This window comes from Allobosea sp. P2_A10 (assembly GCF_056405115.1).
The window spans coordinates 73,123-93,555 of sequence record NZ_JBFUCS010000013.1; the positions used below are offsets into that span (position 1 = coordinate 73,123).

Sequence of the window (20,433 nt, forward strand, 5' to 3'; positions counted from 1 at the left end):
CCTCAAGCCCCCTTGGCGATGGTCGAGATCGGCGAGAGGATCTCGATGCCGCCGGTGATCGGGATCAGCGCGCCGGTGACGAAGGCGGCTCCGGGCGACAGCAGGAAGGCGATGACGGCGGCGACATCCTCGGGCCTGCCGAGCCGGCCGAGCGGCGTGCGAACCGCCGCGCCCTCGACCAGAGCGTTGAACTGCCGCGCGAAACCGCCACGCACCATCGGCGTATCGATGATGCCCGGCGCGACCGCATTGACCCTGATCCCGTGCGGGCCGAGCTGCTGCGCCATGCCATAGGTCAGCGTCGCGACGCCCCCCTTGGCCGAGCCATAGGCGAGGTTCGCGCCGCCATTGGCATGGGCAATCGAGGAGATGTGGACGATCGCGCCGCCCTCGCCCTGCGCGATCAACTGCTTTGCAGCTGCCTTCGAGACGCGAAAAACGGCCGAGAGGTTGAGATCGACGAGCCGGTCCCATTCGTCGTCCTCCATCTCGACCATCCTGACCGGGCGCGAGGCTCCTGCCGCCGTGACGAGATTGTCGATGCGACCGAAGCGTCCGACCGCGAGATCGATCAAAGCCTGCGGCAGGGCGTGATCGCGGACATCGCCGGCGAGTGTCACAACCTCGCCGCCGGCGCGCGCAATCTCGCCCGACAGCGCATCGAGCACCCCTGCCTCCAGCCCCGTGAGCACGAGCTTGTGGCCGGCTGCCGCCAGCATACTGGCAAGCGCGCCGCCAATGCCGCCGGACGCGCCTGTGATGAGGGTGACAGGCGAGCTCATGGACGGGAGTGGCTTTCGGGCGGCAGACGGGTGTCAGGGCTCATCGCGCCATTCGAGGGCACAAGCGCCGTCATGTCGATGGCTCCGATGGCGCTGTGGACGACGCTATTTGCATGCCAGGCAAGGCTCCGGCGTCGCCTGCCAGCGCCACGAGATCGCGCGAGACCGGCGCGAGCGCCGCCTCGCTGCGGCGGTAGAGAGCAAAGAGCGCGTCATAGATCGCGGCGCGCCGCGGGTCCGGCTCGCTGCGGGTTGCGACCGCGACCAGTTCCTCCTGCGCCTGCGCCAGCGAGGCGAAGCGGCCAAGCCCGGTCCAGGCCACGATCGCCGCGCCGAGCACACCAGGTTCCTGCGAGACGCCGACCACGATCGGGCGGCCGCAGATATCGGCCTTGACCTGCCGCCAGGCGGCGTTGGCGGCCGCGCCGCCGCCGAAGCGGATTTCGGCGACCCGCCGGCCCGAGGCGGCTTCAGCCAGCTCCAGCACGATCCGGTTGAGGAAGGCGACGCCTTCGAGCACCGCCCAGGCGAGGTCCGTCGCCGTATGCTGGCGCTGCAGGCCGATGAAGGCCCCGCGCAGATTGGCGTCCCAGTAGGGCACGCGCTCGCCCTGAAGGTAAGGCAGGAACAGTAGCGGCTGCGAATGACGCGGCCCGGCGAGCAGCGCGTCGATCGCCTGTCCGGTCGCGGCGGGAGCGCTGTCGGCCGCGAGCAGCGAAAGCAGCCAGGAGACGGTGTCGGCGCCGTTCTGGCTGGGTCCGCCGAGTTGGTAGAGCCCACGCCAGTCGACCGTCAGAAGGCCCTCCGCCTCGTCTGGCCTGTCGCTGACGATGCCCAGCACCTCGGTCGTGCCGGAGATGTTGTAGGCGTAGCCCGGCCGCATGCCGCCGAGCCCGAGCACGGCCGCCCAGGTATCGTTGGCGGCGCAGAACACCGGCACTCCGGCGAGCGCGTCGAACGGAGCCGGTAATCCCGGCTTGACCGGGCCGACGGCCGCGCAGGGTTCGAGGACCGGCGGCAGGATCGCGTTCTTCAGAGCGATGGCCGCGAAGGGGTCGACGCCGTCGTGGACTTCAGCGGAGGCGATCAGGCGCGCCATCGAGACGGGGTCGCCCGCGCTTTTCCCGGTCAGGCGGAAGTTCAGATAATCCTTGGGCTCCAGCACGCAGGCGAGGCGGGCCAGGATCGTCGGCTCCGCGTCGCGCAGCCATGCGAGGCGGGCGAGCGGGTGGAAGGCGTTGATCTTCTCGGCTTCCGGATGCGCGCCGAGCCGCAGCCGCAGGCTTTGCGCCGCAGCCTCCGAGCGCGTGTCCTTCCACGTCATCGCCGGCCGCAGCAAGCCGCCATCCCGGTCGAGAAAGATTTGCGTTCGCGTGACGCCGCAGATCGCGATGCCCTCGATTTGCGCGAACAGGCCGGGATGGCTTTCCGCAAGCTCCAAGCCTGCGGCGACGAGGGCATCCCACCAAGCCTGTGCGTCGATCTCGGATTTGCCGATGCCGCCGCTATCGGCTGGACCGTGAATGACGCTGAGCGCCAGCGTCGTGCCGCGCTCGTCGACGAGGGCTGCGCGGAAGCTGGTTCCGCCGAGATCGCAGGCGAGGACGACGCTCATTGCGGCGCCGATCCGGTCGCGGGCAGGCGAGCAGGGCAAGAAAAGGGAAACGGGTTCTGGCGTGTCAAAGGCAAGGTCCGGCGAGCGGCGCATGAGAGCGACGAGTCCAGCCACAAATCAAGCCGGCTCGGTGATGATCGCCGGCCCTGGGCGCACACTGCCCAAATCATCCCCGCATCGCAGCAAAAATATGCAACCAAAACAGGCAATGGGTGCGCCCGGCCCTGTGCGGGGCGAAAGAGCTATGATCTAGTCGCGCCGGGGAAGCCGTGCCGGCCGATAGCCGGCGGCATGGCGTTGCGTCGTATCGGGAGACAATCATGGTCGTATCATCAGTTCGCGGGCGTCTCGCGGTCACGACGGCGCTGGTCGCGCTCGCCCTGTCGCCACTGGCGGCACAGGCACAGACGCCCAAGAAGGGCGGCACGGTGCATGTCGTCGTGCAGCCCGAACCGCCGATGCTGATGCAGGGCCTGAACCAGAACGGCCCGACCAACATGGTCGCCGGCAATATCTACGAATCGCTGCTGCGCTATGACGAGAAGCTCACGCCGCAGCCTTCGCTGGCCAAGAGCTGGGACATCTCGGCCGACTCGAAGGTCTACACCTTCAAGCTCCAGGAGGGCGTGAAATGGCATGACGGCAAGCCGTTCTCGGCCGATGACGTGGTATTCTCGCTCGACAAGTTCCTGCGCGACGTGCACCCGCGCTGGCGCCCGATCGCCAACGCCCAGGTCGAGAAGATCGAGAAGGTCGACGATCTCACCGTCAAGATCACGCTGAAGCAGCCCTTTGGTCCGCTGATCCTGTCGCAGGAGGTCGCCGGCGCGCCGATGATTCCCAAGCATATCTATGAGGGCACCGATTTCCGCGCCAACCCGGCCAACAACACGCCGATCGGCACCGGCCCGTTCAAGCTCAAGGAGTGGAAGAAGGGCTCCTATATCCACCTCGTCAAGAACGAGGACTATTGGCAGAAGGGCAAGCCCAATCTCGACGAGATTTACTGGCAGATCATCCCCGATGCCGCCGCCCGCGCCGTCGCCTACGAGACCGGCAAGATCGACGTGCTGACCGGCGGCTCGGTCGACGTCTACGACGTCGCCCGCCTGTCCAAGCTGCCCAACACCTGCATCACCACCAAGGGCTGGGAGATGTTTGCGCCCCACGCCTGGCTGACGCCCAACATCGCCAAGGGCGGGCCGCTCGCCAACAAGCAGTTCCGCCAGGGCATGATGTTCGCGATCGACCGCGAATTCGGCAAGGACGTGGTCTGGGGCGGGCTGGGCAAGCTGCCGACCGGGCCGATCTCGTCCAAGACGAAGTTCTATTCGGCCGACGTGTCGAAATACACCTACGACCCTGCCAAGGCCAAGGAGCTGATCAAGGCCTCGGGCTACAAGGGCGAACCGATCAAGCTTCTCGCTTTGCCCTATGGCGAGGTCTGGAGCCGCTGGGCCGAGGCGATCAAGCAGAACCTGACCGATGCCGGCGTCAACATCTCGATCGAGACCACGGACGTGCCGGGCTGGACCCAGAAGGCCAGCAATGGCGAGTTCGACATGACCTTCAACTATCTCTACCAGCTCGGCGATCCCGCGACCGGCGTGGCGCGCAACTACATCTCGACCAACATCGTCAAGGGCAATCCCTTCGGCAATCAGGGCGCCTATGTGAACCCCGAGGTCGACAAGCTCTTCGCCGATGCCGCGATCGCGCCTTCGGATGCAGCCCGGCAGGAACTCTACACCAAGGTGCAGAAGATCCTCGCCGACGAGGTGCCGGTGCTCTGGCAGCTCGAGATGGACTTCCCGACGATCTATCGCTGCAACGTCAAGAACCTCGTCAACACCGCGATCGGCGTGAACGACGGCTTCAGGGATGCGTGGAAGGAGTGAGGGTTTGTCCTTCTCCCCTCGGGGGAGAAGGTGGGCCGGCGAAGCCGGGTCGGATGAGGGAAGACCGGGTGAGCGTGATCGGGTGACGGCCGTGCAGCGGCGCTGCCCTCATCCGTCAGCGCTATGCGCTGCCACCTTCTCCCCCGAGGGGAGAAGGGAAGGCGCTCGAACGGACCATGACTGAATGAACCTGCTGCAATTCCTCTCCGGCCGGCTGGCGAAGGGCATTCTCGTGCTCTTCGCCATCGCCGTGCTGAACTTCTTCCTGATCCGCGCCGCGCCGGGCGATCCCGCGCAGGTGCTGGCCGGCGAGGCGGGCGCAGCCGACGCGCAACTGCTCGAACAGCTGCGCCAGCGCTTCGGGCTGAACGAGCCGATCACGACGCAGCTCTGGATCTACATCAAGGGCTACATGACCTTCGATCTCGGTTTCAGCTACCGTCAACAGCAGCCGGTTCTGAGCCTCGTGCTCGACCGGCTGCCGGCGACGCTGCTGCTGACGGGAGCGGCCTTCGTGATTTCGCTGGGGCTTGGCATCGTCATGGGCGCGCTCGCGGCGCGCCGGGCCGGACGCTGGTCGGACAGCCTGATCACGACGCTGTCGCTGGTGTTCTACGCCACGCCGCTGTTCTGGATCGCGCTGATGAGCCAGATCGTGTTCTCGCTCAAGCTCGGGCTCGTGCCCAATGTCGGCTACGAGACCATCGGCGCAAATTATACCGGATTCGCACGCGCGCTCGATATAGGCCACCACCTGATCCTGCCGGCGCTGACGCTCGGCCTGTTCTTCACCGCGCTCTACGCAAGAATGATGCGGGCCTCGATGCTGGAGGTCGCCGGCGCGGATTTCGTCAAGACGGCGCGCGCCAAGGGGCTTTCGCCGGGCGTGGTCTCGCGCCGGCATGTGGCGCGCAACGCGATCCTGCCGGTGGTGACGCTGGCTGGTCTGCAGGCGGGCCAACTCGTCGGTGGCGCAGTCCTGACCGAGACCGTCTTCGCCTGGCCCGGCATCGGGCGGCTGATGTTCGATGCGCTGGTCCAGCGCGACTATTCGGTGCTGCTCGGCGTGTTCTTCGTGTCCTCGGCCATGGTCGTCGGCTTCAACATCCTGACCGATCTGGTCTACCGCGTGGCCGATCCGCGCATCGAGGCGGCGTCGTGAGTTTCCCGGCATGAGTTTCCTCAAGCGCTTCTGCCGCAATCGCGGCGCGTTGATCGGCCTCGTCATTCTGCTGGCCGTGATCGCGTTCGCGCTGCTCGCGCCCTCGCTTTACCCGACCTCGCCCTGGCGCATGGTCGGGCGGCCGTTCATGGCTCCATTCGCGCTGGAGCGCTTCCCGCTCGGCACCGATACGCTCGGCCGCGACATCGCCTCGGGCATGGTCCACGGCGCGCGGGTCTCGCTGATGATCGGCGTGGTCTCGACGCTGGTGGCGCTGCTGATCGGCGTGCCGCTGGGCGCTGTCGCGGGCTATGCCGGCGGCTTCGTCGATGACGCGCTGATGCGTTTCACCGAGTTCTTCCAGACGATTCCGAGCTTTGCGCTGGCGATCGTCGTGGTCGCGATCCTGCAGCCGGCGCTGGGCTCGATCGTGCTCGCCATCGGCGTGGTCTCGTGGCCGCCGGTGGCGCGGCTGGTGCGCGGCGAGGTTTTGTCGCTGCGGACGCGCGAATATGTCCAGGCCGCCGTCACCATCGGCCAGTCGACGCCGCGCATCATCTTCAGCCAGGTACTGCCCAACACTGTCGCGCCGATCATCGTGATGGGCTCGCTGATGATCGGCTCGGCGATCCTGCTCGAATCCTCGTTGTCCTTCCTTGGGCTGGGTGATCCCAATCTGATGAGCTGGGGCTATATGGTCGGCGCCGGCCGGACCCGCCTGATCGACGCCTGGTGGATCAGCTTTTTTCCGGGGATCGCGATCTTCCTGACCGTGCTCGCACTCAATCTCGCCGGCGAAGGGCTGAACGACGCCCTGAACCCGCGCCTCGCCCGGGGCCGCGAATGAGCGCCGGGGCTGTCCTGTCGATCGAGAACCTGACGCTGGCGCTGCCAGCGATGTCCGACCGGGCGCACGCGGTCGAGAACGTCTCGCTGACGATCGCGCCGGGCGAGACGCTCTGCATCGTCGGCGAATCCGGCTCGGGCAAATCGATGATCGCGCATGCCGTGATGGGCCTGCTGCCCAAGGCGGTGAGGCCGGCTGGCGGCGCGATCAGGCTCGCCGGGCGCGACCTGCTCAGTCTCGACGAAGAGACGATGCAGGATGTGCGCGGGCGCGAGATCGGCATGATCTTCCAGGAGCCGATGACCTCGCTCAATCCGGTGATGCGGATCGCCGACCAGATCGTCGAAACCTTCGAGGCGCATGGCCTGCTCGACGGCAAAGCCCGGCAGGCGCGGGCGCTCGAACTCCTGACCGAGGTCGGCCTGCCCGATCCGGCAAGGCTGGCAAAGGCCTATCCGCACGAATTGTCGGGCGGGCAGCGCCAGCGCGTGATGATCGCGATGGCGCTGGCGCTGGAGCCCAAGCTCCTGATCGCCGACGAGCCGACGACGGCGCTCGACGTGACCACGCAAGCGCAGATCCTGAAGCTGCTCGACAATCTCCGCCACAAGCACGGCACGGCGGTCCTGTTCATCACCCATGATTTCGGCGTCGTCGCCGAGATCGCCGACCGCATAGCCGTGCTGCAGCAGGGCAAGCTGGTCGAGCAGGGTTCCGCCGACGCCGTGCTGTCGCGCCCGGCGCATGAGTATACGCGGCGGCTGCTGGCGGCCGTGCCGTCGCTGATCCCGCCCGGGCGTCCTGCTTTGCCCGATCCGACGCCGGTGCTCAGCGTCGAGGGGCTCGGCAAGGTCTATCGCAAGCGCTCTTTTTTTGGCGGTGGGCGCGAGGTCAGGGCGGCCGACGACATCTCCTTCACGCTGGCGCGGGGCGAGACGCTCGGGCTCGTCGGCGAGTCAGGTTCGGGCAAATCGACGGTCGGGCGCTGCTGCCTGCGGCTGATCGAACCCAATAGCGGGCGCATCACGCTGAGCCGTTCCGGCTCAGGCGACATCGTTCTCAGCGATCTCGGCGCAGGCGCGCTGCGACAGCACCGCAAGCGCATCCAGATGGTGTTCCAGGACCCGTTCGCCTCGCTCAACCCGCGCCAGACGGTCGGACGCATCATCTCCGACGGGCCGGTGGCGCATGGCGTCGCGCGCGCGGTCGCGCTGGGGAAGGCGAAGGAACTGCTCGAACTGGTCGGCCTCTCGGCCAACGCCATCGACCGATATCCGCACGAGTTCTCCGGCGGGCAGCGCCAGCGCATCGGCATCGCGCGGGCGCTCGCGCTCGAACCCGATGTTCTGGTTGCCGACGAAGCCGTCTCGGCGCTCGATGTCTCCGTCCAGGCGCAGATCCTGACGCTGATCAAGGAGATTCAGCAGCGACTGGGGCTGGCCATCCTGTTCGTGACGCATGATCTGCGCGTCGCGGCGCAAATCTGCGACCGGATCGCGGTGATGCAGCGCGGCAAGATCGTCGAGACCGGGCCGACGGCTGCGATGTTTGCAGCCCCGCAGCATGCGTATACGCGGCAGTTGCTGGCGGCCGTTCCCGGTGGCGGCCGCTTCGGGCATTGATCCTGTGACCCTTTCGACAAACACCACCGTCATCCCGGACGCAGCGAAGCGGAGATCCGGGATCCATCGTGGAGCGCCGTCGTGCCCTATGATGGATCCCGGATCGGCGCGGCTGACGCCGCTTGTCCGGGATGACGGCTCGGGTCTGTCGACGCTTTGATGCAATCACTGTTGTTTGGAGCTCGGCCCATGCCTCTCGACCCCGCCCTTCGCGACAAGATCCTCGCCTCCGTCGATGAGGGCTTTGCCGCGCAGACCGCCTTCACGCAGGAGCTGATCCGGTTCCCCTCGCTGCGCGGCGATGAGCATGCCTGCCAGGATTTTGTCTTCCGGGCGCTGAAGGATCGCGGCTTCACCATGGACCGCTTTCACATGGACCGCGAATTGATCGCGGCCCATCCCGGTGGCGCGCCGTTCTCGGACACTCACTCGGAAGCGCCGATCGTCGTCGGCATCCATCATCCCCGCAATGAGACCGGGCGCTCGCTGATCCTGCAGGCGCATGTCGACGTGGTGCCGACCGGCCCGGTCGATCAATGGACGCACGCGCCCTTCGACCCCGTGATCGAGGGCGACTGGCTCTATGGCCGCGGCGGAGCCGATATGAAGGTGGGCGCGGGCGCGAATTTCGCCTGCCTCGATGCGCTCAGGCGAATCGGCCTGCAGCCGGCGGCGACAGTCTATGTCGAATCCGTCGTCGAGGAGGAATCGACCGGCAATGGCGCGCTGATGACGCACTTACGCGGCTACCGTGCCGATGCGGCGCTGATCCCGGAGCCGGAATACGAGATGCTGTGCCGCGCCAATGCCGGCGTCGTCTGGTTCCAGTTCGAGGTGCGCGGCGTGCCCGCGCATGTGCGCGAGATGGGCACGGGCGCCAACGCAATCGACGCCGCCTACCGGGTCATCGCGGCGCTGCGGACGCTGGAAGAACAGTTCAACGTCGAAAAGGCCGGCCGGGAGCATTTCGAGAACGAGGCGCATCCGATCAACCTGAATATCGGCAAGATCGAGGGCGGCGACTGGGCCTCGTCGGTGCCGTGCTGGTGCAAGGTCGATTGCAGGGTCGGGCTCTACCCCGGCGTCACCGCGCAGGAGATCGCCAACCGGATCGAGGACTGCATCCGCACGGCATCGCGCACCGACGCCTTCCTCGCCAATAATCCACCGAAAGTGACCTTCAACGGCTTCTGGGCCGAGGGCTATGTGCTCGAGCCCGGCAGCGAAGCCGAGGCCGTGCTCGGGCGCGCCCATCAGGCCGCTGTCGGCAAGCCGCTGAAATCCTTCATGACGGCGGCCTATCTCGATGCCCGCGTGCATGCGCTCTACGACAAGATCCCGACGCTCTGCTACGGGCCGATGGGCGAGAACATCCACGCCTTCGACGAACGCGCGAGCCTGGCCTCGATCAAGCGCATCACCGGCGCGATGGCGCTGTTCGTGGCGGAATGGTGCGGGGTCGAGCCGGTCAAGGGTTGAGCCGGATCGGCGTCGCTTCGCGACTTGTCCGGGATGACGCAGTGGTTCAGAAGCGAACCTAGATGCTTCGGGGCAAGCATGCCTCCAGCCGCCAACCGCAACGGATGCCCATGACGCCCGACGCCAACCCGCGCAAACCACTCTCGGCACTGCGGGCCTTCCTGCATAGCGAGGCGGCTGGCGGCATCATCCTGATGGCGGTCGCCTGCGCCGCCATCGTCATCGCCAATTCGCCGGCCGCGCCGTTCTATTTCGGCGTGCTCGGCGGGTATGTGCTGGGCCTGTCGGTTTTGCACTGGGTCAACGATGCGCTGATGGCGGTGTTCTTCCTGCTCGTCGGGCTCGAGATCAAGCGCGAATTCCTTGACGGGCAGCTCTCGACATGGTCGCGCCGGGCGCTGCCGGGTTTTGCCGCGCTGGGCGGCATGGTCGCACCGGCGCTGATCTATGTCGCGCTGAACAGCGGCTCGCCCGAAACACTGCGCGGCTGGGCCATTCCCGCCGCGACCGACATCGCCTTTGCGCTCGGCGTGCTCTCGCTGCTGGGGCCGCGCGTGCCGGGCTCGCTCAAGGTCTTCCTGACCGCGCTCGCCATCCTCGACGATCTCGGCGCGGTGCTGATCATCGCGGTTTTTTACACCGCGCAATTGTCGGGGCTCATGCTGGGCCTCGCCTTTGCCGTGCTGGCCGTGCTCATCGCAATGAACCGGCTCGGCGTCACCCGGCTCTTGCCCTACCTCGTGCTCGGCGCGGTGCTCTGGTTCCTCGTGCTCAAATCCGGCATTCACGCCACGCTGGCCGGCGTCGCGCTCGCCCTGACGATCCCGCTCAAGCCCTCGCCGGCTGCGCCGGAGCATGCGCAGTCGCCGCTTCATGTCCTGGAGCACGGCCTGCACCCGTGGGTCGCCTTCGCGATCATCCCGATCTTCGGCTTCGCCAATGCCGGCGTGTCCTTCGCCGGGCTGGGCCCCTCGGCCCTGCTCGCGCCGGTGCCGCTCGGCATCATGCTGGGACTCTTCCTTGGCAAGCAGATCGGCGTTTTCGGCTTCGGCTGGGTCGCGATCCGGGCCGGGCTCGCCGACCTGCCAGCCCATGCGAACTGGAGCCAGTTCTACGGCATCGCCCTGCTCTGCGGCATCGGTTTCACCATGAGCCTGTTCATCGGGCTGCTCGCCTTTCCGGAATCCGCCGTGTTGCAGGACCAGACCAAGATCGGTGTGCTCGCGGGCTCGCTGCTGTCAGGCGTTGCGGGCTACCTGCTGCTGCGGATAGCGAAACGCGAGACGGCTGCCTGACTCAACCGCGGCTGGCCTGACGCGCGCCGAAGGCCGCGGCCGCGGCGCGGTTGGGCAGTTGCAGCGTACGCAGCAGCGCCGCGACATGAATCTTCACCGTGCCCTCGCCGAGGCCGAGCTGGCGGGCGATCTCCTTGTTGGAGCGGCCGCTGATCAGCGCCTCAAGCACCTCGCGCTGGCGCGGCGTCAGCCGGGCCATGCTCTCGCCCGCCTGATCGGCCGGCGTCAGCGGTGCCGAACCCTCAGTTCCGGAAGCCTTGGCCAGCATCGGCGGCACGAAGATCTGGCCGGCAAGAATCTGCTCCAGCGCCCTCACCAGTTCGGCGGGGCCAAGCGCCTTGGGGATGTAGCCATGCACGCCGGCGCCAAGCGCCGCCAGGATATCATGGCGCGAGATCGAGCCGGAGACGACCGCGAGCGTGACATGCTCGGCGCATTCGCGCACCGCAGCCAGGCTGGCAGCCTGCTTCATGCCGGGCATCGACAGGTCGAACAGCGCGAGGCTGATTTCGGGGCGCGTGCCGAGCAGTTCGAGCGCATCGTCGAGCGAACCCGCCTCCAGCACCGTCTCGAAACCGAGCTGGCGCGTCAGGATCGCCGACAGCGCGATCCGGAAGAAAGCGTCGTCATCGGCGATCAGGACGCAGGATCGGGATATGGCCATGGGCGTTCAGCTCGAAAGGTGGCGTGGACATCGCCAGGATAAGCCAGAAAGCCGGATGCGGCCTTCATGCCGGGTTAACGCTAACGGCAGAAGACGCAAAGCCCCTCGCCCGTCGAACCCGCTCCGGAACCGGCGCGCGGAGGCCAAAGCGCGGCTGTTGCGGCCCTACGGACTAGACCAATCGACCGATGCGGCGGCAGGGCCCGGAGCCGGTCGGTGCGATGCTTTACATTCGATGAGCGTGATCGCCCGCATTTGAGCCAAATGCCGCAGCTGCCGCGCGCCGCAGCCGGCCGACGCGCCACCGTTCCTCTCGGAGCCGGGACAGCCAACCCACGGCGAACCGCCGAACGGTCTAGTCCGTCCGCTGCCGGCTGCGACCCCTCCCGGGAAAGTCTTTGTTTAGGGCGCGGGCCGGAGGTTCGACTGGCCGGAGCGACCTCGAACGGGGTCGCAGGACGGCGGCAGAACAAGGGCTTGGGTCCGGCGATGGCGCGTCTTGGTTTATCGGCGAATGGGCGGGAATGGCTGCTGCTGGCGGGCGTGCTCGTCATGGCGGGCAACCGCGCTCATGCGGCGGACTGGTACACCGGCGCAGCCGCGCCCGCGGCCAAGGACGACTGGATCGTCAGCCTGGACGCCTCGACCACGGTGACCTCGACCGGCTCGGTCTTCGCCAATGCCGGCGGCACGGCGGCGCTAAACGGAACGCTGCGCGAGAGCGGCGCTCGCGTCCGGGTCGAGGCGCTGGCAGGCACCTATGAATACCGCGCGGCCAGCGGCGCGAAGGTGCAGGGCGACCAGGTCGAGGGCGCGGCGCTCGCCGGTTATGAATGGATCTGGCGCGAGGCGAAACTTGCAGGCTATGTCGGCCTTGCCGTGCGCAACACCGCGCTGTCGATCGCCGACCCCAACAATCAGGTCGCGGGATCGAGCTTCGGCCTGAAGACGGCAGTCGATTTCTATGCGCGGCCGACCGACAAGACGATGGTCTCGGCCTATGGCTCGTTCACCACCAACGACAAGGCCTATTTCACCCGGCTGAAAGCCGGCTACCGGATCGGTGACGGGCTCTATGTCGGCCCCGAAGTCGCCTTTCTCGGCAATGATTTCTACAACCAGATGCGCTTCGGCGTGCATCTGACCGGGCTGCAGCTCGGCCCGATCCAGGCCTCGATCTCGGCCGGCTACCAATATGATCGCGAGCAAAAGGGCGGTGCGTACGGCGCGGTCGACGTCAGGGCGCAGTTCTGATGAGCGACGCAAGCCCCGCCACCGCCGCCACGGCATCCGCAGCTCAGCCCAGCCGCCTTGTTTCCATCCTGCGCTGGGCGAGCTGGCTCGGCTGCGGGCTCATGATGTTCGTGCTGGTGACGCAGCCCGTCAGCGTGCAGGCGCAAGGAGCGCTCGGAATCATCGTGTTCGCGGGCCTCGTCATCCTCGGGCAGATGCCCAAGGCCGGGCCGACGCGCTATCTTTTCCTGGCGCTCGGCTCGGTCGTGCTGCTGCGCTATCTCTACTGGCGGCTGACCTCGACGCTGCCGCCGATGAGCGACGCCATCGGCTTCGGCTTCGGCGTCGTCCTGCTTGGCGCGGAGCTGTTTTGCGCCTTCGTGCTGGCGATCAGCCTGATCATCAACGCCGACCCCTTGCGCCGCAAAAGCCTGACGCGCGAGGACGACGCCGCACTGCCGACCGTCGACGTCTTCATCCCCAGTTACAACGAGGACGAGGAGATCCTCGCCATGACGGTCGCGGCCGCCAAGGCGATGGACTATCCGGCCGACAAGCTGACCGTCTGGCTGCTCGACGATGGCGGTTCGGACCAGAAGTGCAACGACAAGGATGACGCCAAAGCGGCGGCCGCGCGCCGCCGCCGGGTGTCGCTGCAGGGCCTCTGCCGCGAACTCGGCGCGGTGTATCTGACGCGGGCGAAGAACGAGCACGCCAAGGCCGGCAACCTCAACAACGGGCTGCAGCATTCAAAGGCCGAGATCGTCGTCGTGTTCGACGCCGATCACGCGCCCTTCCGGCAGTTCCTGCGCGAGACGGTCGGGCATTTCGCCCGCGATCCGAAGCTCTTCCTCGTGCAGACGCCGCATGTCTTTCTCAATCCCGATCCGATCGAGAAGAACTTGCGCACCTTCCAGCGCATGCCGTCCGAAAACGAGATGTTCTACAGCGTCACCCAGCGCGGGCTGGACAAGTGGAACGGCTCGTTCTTCTGCGGCTCGGCGGCGCTGCTGCGGCGTTCGGCGCTGGCCACCACCGGCGGCTTCTCCGGCATCACCATCACCGAGGATTGCGAGACCGCCTTCGAGCTGCATGCGCAGGGCTGGACCTCGCTCTACGTCGACAAGCCGCTGATCGCCGGCCTCCAGCCCGAGACCTTCGCAAGCTTCATCGGCCAGCGCTCGCGCTGGTGCCAGGGCATGTTCCAGATCCTGATGCTGAAGAACCCGGCGCTGCGCAAAGGCCTGAAGCCGATCCAGCGCATCGCCTATCTCTCCAGCATGACGTTCTGGTGCTTCCCAGTGCCGCGCCTGATCTTCATGGTCGCGCCATTGCTGCACATCTTCTTCGACGTGAAGATCTTCGTCTCCAGCGTAGACGAGACGATCGCCTACACGCTCTCCTATGTCGCCGTGAACATGGTGATGCAGAGCTATCTCTACGGCCATGTCCGCTGGCCCTGGATGTCGGAACTCTACGAATACGTCCAGGGCGTGTTCCTGGCGCGGGCCATCGTCTCGGTCGTCGCCTCGCCGAGGAAGCCGACCTTCAACGTCACCGCCAAGGGCCTCTCGCTCGACAACGACCATCTCTCGGAATTGGCCTGGCCGTTCTTCGCGATTTTCGGACTGCTCGCACTGGGCGTCGGCACTGCGGCGTTCCGCTATCTCTTCGAGCCCGGCGTCACCGCGCTGATGCTGGTCGTCGGCCTGTGGACCGGCTTCAACCTGCTGATCGCCGGTGTTGCGCTGGGCGCCGTTGCCGAACGCAAGCAGGTCGACCGGCATCCCCGCCTCGGCGTCCAGCGCAAGGGCCTGCTGACGATCGGCGGCCAAAAGCTCGATGTCGCGATCGACAATGTCTCGGCCGGCGGCTGCGGCGTCGTGGTCAAGGCGCTGCCGACCGGGCTGTCGCTCGAGGCCGGCGCAACGCGCGGCCAGCTGACGATCGTCCCGCTCGGCGGAATGGCGCAGCGGCCGGCCGTCGCGGTCACCCTGTCCCATGTCGCGCAACTTGGCGCGGAAGCGCGCTGCGGGCTTGCCTTCACCGGCCTCGCAACGACCGACTATCACGCGGTGGCCGAGCTGATGTATGGCGACGCCGGTGCGATCGCGCGTTTCCTCGAAGGACGGCGCAAGCCGATCGGCCTCGTGCGCGGCAGCATGCAGTTCGCGCTCTGGGGCGTGACCGAGCCGTTCCGCGCGCTCTCCTACGCCTTCCGCAAGCGGCCGGTCAGCGCAGAAGCCGCGCGCCCGGCAAGCGAGGACGTGGTCCCCCTCGCGCCGGCCTTCGACCCCGCCGCCTTCGGCGCGGCGATCCAGACGCTGGCCGGCCAGATGCGCCTGCCCGCGCCTCAGGCGGCGCGTCTCGACCAGGCGAGCTGGCTTGCCACGATCGCGGCGCTTTCGGGCTCCGCGCCGCAGCGGAACGTCGCCGCGCAGGCCGAGCCCGCGCCTCTGCTGGCGGGAGCCGCCTGACGCCATGCGCTCCAGCCTTCGCCTTGCCTTCTGCCTGATCGGCGGCGCGCTCGCCTGCGGCCCGACACTGCATGCCCAGAGCTTCGTTGGGGTCGGGCCGGTGCGGAATTTCACGCTGCCGACCGAGCCGCGCGGCGAGCCCGCGCCGCTGCCGGCCAGCGTCGTCGTGCCGCAAAGCGTGCTGCCGCGCAGCCCGGCGCCGGTCCAGGACGGCCTGCGCCGCCTGCCCGTGACGCTGAAGGGCTTCCGCTTCGACGGCGAATGGGCGCAAGGCGATTGGCCGGTCTATCTCACGGCGGCGCAGGCCCGGCGGAAGGCGCGCTTCCGGCTGGCGTTCCTGTCGGCGATCTCGGTGATGCCCGAGGGCTCGCGGCTGACGCTGAGCGTCAACGACACCGTCATATCCCGCACGAGGCTGGCGCCGCCCGAAGCGACGGCGTCCGAGGAGTTCGAGATCCCCGCCGGACTGCTGAAGCCCGGCTTCAACGCCGTCCGCATCGTCGCCGAGCAGCGCCACCGGGTCGATTGCTCGCCGCAAGCGACCTATGAGCTGTGGACCGCGCTCGACCCGGCCCGCACCGGTCTCGTGCTCGGCGGCGACGCCATGCGACTGGGCTTCGAGAGCGCAGCCGACATCGCCGCCGTCGCGCCGCGTCGCGACGGAGCTTCGCCGATCCGCATCATCCTCACCGGCAAGCTGACGCCCGAAATGGCCGGCCGCGCCGTGAAAGCCGCGCAGATCGCGGCGCTGTCAGGGCACTGGCTGCAGCCCGTGGTCGATTTCAGCGCCGCCGGCCAAAGCGAGGCGGTGCGCGAGCAAGGCGGGCTCGATCTCGCCATCGGCACGATCGACGATCTCAGCGCAAGGCTCGACATGACCGATTTCGGCGCCGTCGCCGGGCCGCGACATGGCTTCCTGCCGACGCGACCCGACCGCGCGCCGACCTTCGTCGTCACCGGCGCGACCGCAGCCGATCTCGATCTCGCGCTCGAGCGCTGGAACGCCGAACGCGAAGCGGCGGGGGTCGGGGCAGGCACGGAAGCCGGCCTGCGCGCGCTCGCCACCCTGCCTGGCTTTACCGCCAGCGGAGCGTCCGAGCGCATCGCACTGAACCAGACCGGCTTTGCCAGCACGGAGTTCTCCGGCCGGCTGTTCCGGCTCGGGCTCGACATCGCCATGCCGATGGACTTCATGCCTGCCGATTACGACCGGATGGCGCTGAACCTTGCCGGCTCGCACGACGCCGGGCTGACCGCCGAGGCGCGCATCCTGGTCGAGGTCAATGGCCGCACCGCGGGCACGCAATTGCTGAGCCGCGGCGACGCCGGCGCGCTCGACCGCAACCAGATCTTCCTGCCGCTCAGCCTGATGCGGCCGGGCCAGAACCGCATCGAAATCACCGCGCAGGTGCCGATGCGCGGCGACGAGGCCTGCCTCGCGCAGGGAACGGCGCGTCGGCTCCAGATTCTCGATCGCAGCGAACTCGTGCTGCCGCGCATCGCCCGCATCGGCCGCTCGCCGGAACTGGCGCTTCTGGCGGCGGGCGGCTTCCCCTTCGCCCGCGACGGCGCCAGGCCGATCCTCTATGTGCCGACGCCGGACCGGCAGACCATGGCGGCCGCCGCGACGCTGGCTGCACGTCTTGGCGTCGCCGCCGGCCGGCCGATCGACTTTGCCTTCGCGATGACGCCGCCTGCGCTCGACGCCGGCGAGGTGCTGATGGTCTCGCCCGCGCCGGCGCTGGAGCCTGCCCTGATGCGCGCGGCCGGCCTCGATCCCGAGCGGGTCAGGCAGGCCTGGCAGCACAGCCCGGATGGGGCGCGCCAGATTGCGCCCGCAACCGACGGCGACCTCCAGACCACGCGCTGCCTGCTGCCGCAGCTTCCGCCCGCCGCGCCGGTCAAGATCGCCGCCAGGGATGAGGCCGGTTTCAGCTTCGCCAGCCTGGGCCTGCGCGCGAGCCTCCCGGCGCCGTCGTTCTGGCAGGGTGTGGAACCGCAGGGCGCCAGATCCGAAGGCGAGGTCGTATCGGCTCGCGCCTCGCTTTTGGTCGCGCAGGATTTCCCCGTCGAGCAGGCGAAGAACCTCTGGACCGTCTTCACCGCCTCCGACGCCGGCGCGTTGAAGGCCGGCATCGAATGCCTGACCCATCCGCAGATCTGGAGCGGGCTTGGCGGGCGCATCAGCGCGCTTGGCCAGGACGAGAGCGTCAGCTTCGTTTCGGCGGGGGACCATCAGCGGCTGGTCGCGACGCAAAGCTTCGGGATCGCCAATTCGCGCCTCGTCGCCGCTGGCTGGCTCTCGCTCAACCCGCTCGCCTATGTCGGGCTGGCGCTGCTGCTGGTGCTGTGCCTGGCAGCCTCGACCCTCTGGCTCGTCCTCAACACCGGCAGGAGGCAGGAATGAAACAGGCGTCCGCGATGATCGCATTCTGGCGCGTGCTGGCGCTGGCATTGGGCATGCTCGTCTTCGTGCTCGCGCCGTTCGCGCGCGGCCAAGCGGCGGAGAACGCGACCGGCGAGATCGCGCTCAAGGGCATGCTGCCGAACAAGGAGGGCTGGCGCGCCTATAAAGGCCGCTTCGTCACCGAGACCGGCCGGGTCGTCGACACCGCCAACGGCCAGATCAGCCATAGCGAGGGCCAGGGCTACGGCATGCTGCTGGCGGTCGCGGCCGACGACCGCGCCGGCTTCGAGCGCATCTGGGGCTGGACGCGGGCCAACCTGTTCGTGCGCAACGACCAGCTTGCGGCCTGGCGCTGGGAGCCCGAGAAGCGCCCGGCCGTCGCCGACATGAACAACGCCAGCGATGGCGACCTGCTGATCGCCTGGGCGCTGACCGAGGCCGCCGAGGCCTGGGGCGATGTCTCCTACAGGGTGGCGGCGCGGCGCATCGCGGTCGAGATCGGCCGCAAGCTGATCCTGCTCAAGACCGCCCATGGCACATTGCTGCTGCCCGGCATCAACGGCTTCTCGGCCGATGACCGGCAGGACGGCCCAGTGCTGAACCTGTCCTACTACGTCTTCCCGGCCTTCGCCCGCCTGCCGCTGGTCGCGCCCGAATTCGACTGGGCCGGGCTCGGGCGCGCGGGCCTGCGCCTGATCGAGAAGGCGCGCTTCGGGCCCGCGAAACTGCCCAGCGACTGGATCACGCTGAAGGGCGGCGAGCCGCAGCCGGCCGATGGCTTCCCGGCGCAGTTTTCCTATAACGCCATCCGCATCCCGCTCTATCTCGCCTGGGCGGGTTTCGACCAGCCGCGCAACCATGCCGGCTTCCTCGCCGTCTGGGAGCAGCGCAAGCGCCGCGCCCTGCCGCTGATTGAACTGGCGCAGGGGCAGCCCTCCGTCTGGCTGGAGGAGCGCGGCTACGAGGCGCTGCCGGCGCTCTCGGCCTGCGCCAGCAAGGCTGCGCCCTTTCCACGCCATCTGCGCAACCCGCAAGGCGCGGAGCACTACTACCCCGCGACCCTGCATCTGCTTGCGCTGACGGCGGCTGCGATGAGGTATCCGTCATGCCTGCGCGATTGATCCGCCCTGCCGTCATGGCCAGCGCGGCGCTGCTGGCGCTGGTGCTGCCACTGTCGGCGCAGGAGCGCGGCGTGGACGAGACGGCGCTGCGCTTTTACGCTTCGCACGGCCAGAAGGCGCGTGCCGAAGCGGAGGGCAAGCGGCTGGCCGCTCTCAATCCGGGCTGGGCGATGCCCGAAGACATCTGGACCGCGCGGCCGGGGCAGGCCGACGAGAAGCCGTTCTGGGCGCTGTTCTCGGCCGGGGATATCGACGGGCTGAAGCGTGCGATCGCCCAGCGTCAGAAGTCCGAGCCCGGCTGGCAGCCGTCGGACGATCTCGCCCGCAAGCTCCGACGCAAGGAGATGCGCCGCGCCGTACTCGGACAGGCCGGCAACGGGCAGTGGCTCGCAGTCGCCGATCTCGCCGGCGAGTTTGGAAAATCTGGCGATCTCGACGATGTCGAACTCGCCTGGGCCGTGGCCGAAGGTTTCGCCCGCACCGACCGGCAGCCCGAAGCTTTCGCGCTCTATGGCGCGATCCTGACGAAGCGAAACGACGCCAGGGAGCGCAGCGCCACGATCCAGAAGGCGATCGCATTGCTGCCGATGGCGGATGTCGAGTTGCTGCTGGCGATGGGCAAGACCGCCGAGAACGGCGCGCCCGAATTCGCCGCGCTCGCCATCGACATCACGCGCGGGCGCATCAGCGCCATCCTCCACGACGAGCGCAAGACGCCGGTCGAGCCCGCCGAGATGAGCGCGTTCGAAGCGCATGCGCGCCAGGCCGAGAACGCGAACGAAGCCGGTCTCGTCGCATGGCTCGCACTCAAGCAGAATCGCACGGCCGAGGCGCTGGCCTGGTTCAAGCTCGCGATCGCGCGCGGCGGCGACGCCATGATCGCCAAGGCCATGATCGCCCATGGGCTGGCCCATACGCTGCTCAGGCTCGGCCAGCGCCGTGAGGCCGAGGAGGTCGCCTTCGCCTGGCGCGAACCGCTGGTCAACAACGCCATCCTGTTCATCGACGTGCTGGAAGGCGAGCTGACGAAGCCGGTCCCGCCGGCCATCGAGCCCGAGCGGCTCGCCCGCTATGCCCGCGTCACGCTCGACAGCCGCTCCGGCGAAGGCGCGCAGGCGCTCGGCTGGTACGCCTACAACGCCTGCCAGTTCGAGACGGCGCTCGACTGGTTCCAGCGCGCCAGCGCCTGGCTGCCGAAGGAGGCGACGGTCTACGGCCAGGCGCTCAGCCTTCAGCGTCTGAAGCGGCAGCGCGACTTCGTCGAACTGGTCAACCGCTATGACGGGCTGTTTCCCAAACTGGTCGGGCTTCTGTTCCGCGACGGGCGCGACGACCGCCCTGGCCCCTGCGATCCGCAAAGCGCGGCCCAGCGGGTCAGTGCCGCGGAGACCGCGAGGATCGGGCTTGCCGCCGCGATCCGGGTGCCACAGCCTGGCAACGCCTTCGGCCAGGACCATGCAGCCGGCGTCATGGTGAAACGCAGCGACTTCCCCATCGCCGTGTCGCCGGAGAATCCGCTGCGTTTCCCCGATAGCGGGCGTGGTCAGGACGGGTTCCGCCCCCGTGCGCAGGAGACCCGGCCGCTCGTCGCCCGCCGCGTCGGCGGCGTCACCGCCATGCCCTATGAACCGCTCGGCTTCACGCTGCTGCCAGGTTGGAACGGCGCGGGCAGCCCCAGCGACATCGCCAGCGTCGAGCGTCCGCCCGCGAATGGCACGCTCTGGGCGCAAAGCCAGAACCATCCGCAAGCGGAAGCCGCGCCGGCCGCCGAGCGCAATGCCGGCGACGGCGACGCCGCCGCCCTGCGCTTCCGGCGCTGATCGGGGACATG

The 20,433-nt window shown here is 68.1% G+C and carries 14 protein-coding genes; 11 read left to right on the forward strand and 3 right to left on the reverse strand.

Annotated features, from left to right (window positions below):
- Positions 1-2 precede the first annotated feature (2 nt).
- Both AC1DZY_RS18450 and AC1DZY_RS18455 read right to left on the reverse strand, forming a co-directional pair.
- Positions 3-782 (reverse strand): SDR family NAD(P)-dependent oxidoreductase, encoded by a 780-nt coding sequence (locus tag AC1DZY_RS18450; protein ID WP_476821600.1) that lies wholly within the window; start codon positions 780-782, stop codon positions 3-5.
- 70 nt (positions 783-852) lie between these two features.
- Positions 853-2,397 carry a xylulokinase gene (locus AC1DZY_RS18455; RefSeq protein WP_476821601.1) on the reverse strand — a complete coding sequence of 515 codons (1,545 nt, stop codon included), beginning with the start codon at positions 2,395-2,397 and terminating at the stop codon, positions 853-855.
- Positions 2,398-2,717: 320 nt separating this feature from the next.
- Between AC1DZY_RS18455 and AC1DZY_RS18460 the strand changes: the two genes are divergently transcribed.
- From AC1DZY_RS18460 to nhaA, 6 genes are all read left to right on the forward strand, one after another.
- Complete coding sequence (locus tag AC1DZY_RS18460) at positions 2,718-4,295, forward strand: ABC transporter substrate-binding protein (protein WP_476821602.1); 1,578 nt, start codon at positions 2,718-2,720, stop codon at positions 4,293-4,295.
- 184 nt (positions 4,296-4,479) lie between these two features.
- On the forward strand, positions 4,480-5,457 hold the full coding sequence (locus AC1DZY_RS18465; protein ID WP_476821603.1) for an ABC transporter permease: 978 nt from the start codon (positions 4,480-4,482) through the stop codon (positions 5,455-5,457).
- Between the two features lie 10 nt (positions 5,458-5,467).
- Complete coding sequence (locus AC1DZY_RS18470) at positions 5,468-6,304, forward strand: ABC transporter permease (RefSeq protein ID WP_476821604.1); 837 nt, start codon at positions 5,468-5,470, stop codon at positions 6,302-6,304.
- Positions 6,301-7,926: an ABC transporter ATP-binding protein gene (locus tag AC1DZY_RS18475; RefSeq protein WP_476821605.1), complete on the forward strand. Its 1,626-nt coding sequence runs from the start codon at positions 6,301-6,303 to the stop codon at positions 7,924-7,926. The genes AC1DZY_RS18470 and AC1DZY_RS18475 overlap by 4 nt, the downstream gene beginning before the upstream one ends.
- Positions 7,927-8,115: 189 nt before the next feature.
- A complete protein-coding gene (locus AC1DZY_RS18480) occupies positions 8,116-9,405 on the forward strand; it encodes an ArgE/DapE family deacylase (protein WP_476821606.1) in 1,290 nt (429 codons plus the stop codon).
- 110 nt (positions 9,406-9,515) lie between these two features.
- Complete coding sequence (gene nhaA / locus AC1DZY_RS18485) at positions 9,516-10,700, forward strand: Na+/H+ antiporter NhaA (RefSeq protein WP_476821607.1); 1,185 nt, start codon at positions 9,516-9,518, stop codon at positions 10,698-10,700.
- Between the two features lies 1 nt (position 10,701).
- Here the strand turns inward: nhaA and AC1DZY_RS18490 are convergent, their stop codons facing one another.
- Positions 10,702-11,364, reverse strand: coding sequence for a LuxR C-terminal-related transcriptional regulator (locus tag AC1DZY_RS18490; protein WP_476821608.1), 663 nt, complete (start codon positions 11,362-11,364; stop codon positions 10,702-10,704).
- 489 nt (positions 11,365-11,853) lie between these two features.
- Between AC1DZY_RS18490 and bcsS the strand changes: the two genes are divergently transcribed.
- From bcsS to AC1DZY_RS18515, 5 genes are read left to right on the forward strand one after another with little or no spacing between them, the layout of a single operon-like run.
- Positions 11,854-12,618, forward strand: coding sequence for a cellulose biosynthesis protein BcsS (gene bcsS / locus AC1DZY_RS18495; RefSeq protein WP_476821609.1), 765 nt, complete (start codon positions 11,854-11,856; stop codon positions 12,616-12,618).
- Positions 12,618-15,074 (forward strand): UDP-forming cellulose synthase catalytic subunit, encoded by a 2,457-nt coding sequence (gene bcsA, locus AC1DZY_RS18500; protein ID WP_476821610.1) that lies wholly within the window; start codon positions 12,618-12,620, stop codon positions 15,072-15,074. Before bcsS ends, bcsA begins: the two co-directional genes overlap by 1 nt.
- A 4-nt stretch (positions 15,075-15,078) precedes the next feature.
- Complete coding sequence (locus AC1DZY_RS18505; RefSeq protein ID WP_476821611.1) at positions 15,079-17,481, forward strand: cellulose biosynthesis cyclic di-GMP-binding regulatory protein BcsB; 2,403 nt, start codon at positions 15,079-15,081, stop codon at positions 17,479-17,481.
- A complete protein-coding gene (locus AC1DZY_RS18510) occupies positions 17,478-18,602 on the forward strand; it encodes a family 8 glycosyl hydrolase (protein ID WP_476821612.1) in 1,125 nt (374 codons plus the stop codon). The genes AC1DZY_RS18505 and AC1DZY_RS18510 overlap by 4 nt, the downstream gene beginning before the upstream one ends.
- Positions 18,587-20,422 carry a tetratricopeptide repeat protein gene (locus AC1DZY_RS18515; RefSeq protein ID WP_476821613.1) on the forward strand — a complete coding sequence of 612 codons (1,836 nt, stop codon included), beginning with the start codon at positions 18,587-18,589 and terminating at the stop codon, positions 20,420-20,422. Before AC1DZY_RS18510 ends, AC1DZY_RS18515 begins: the two co-directional genes overlap by 16 nt.
- The last annotated feature ends 11 nt before the right edge of the window (positions 20,423-20,433 follow it).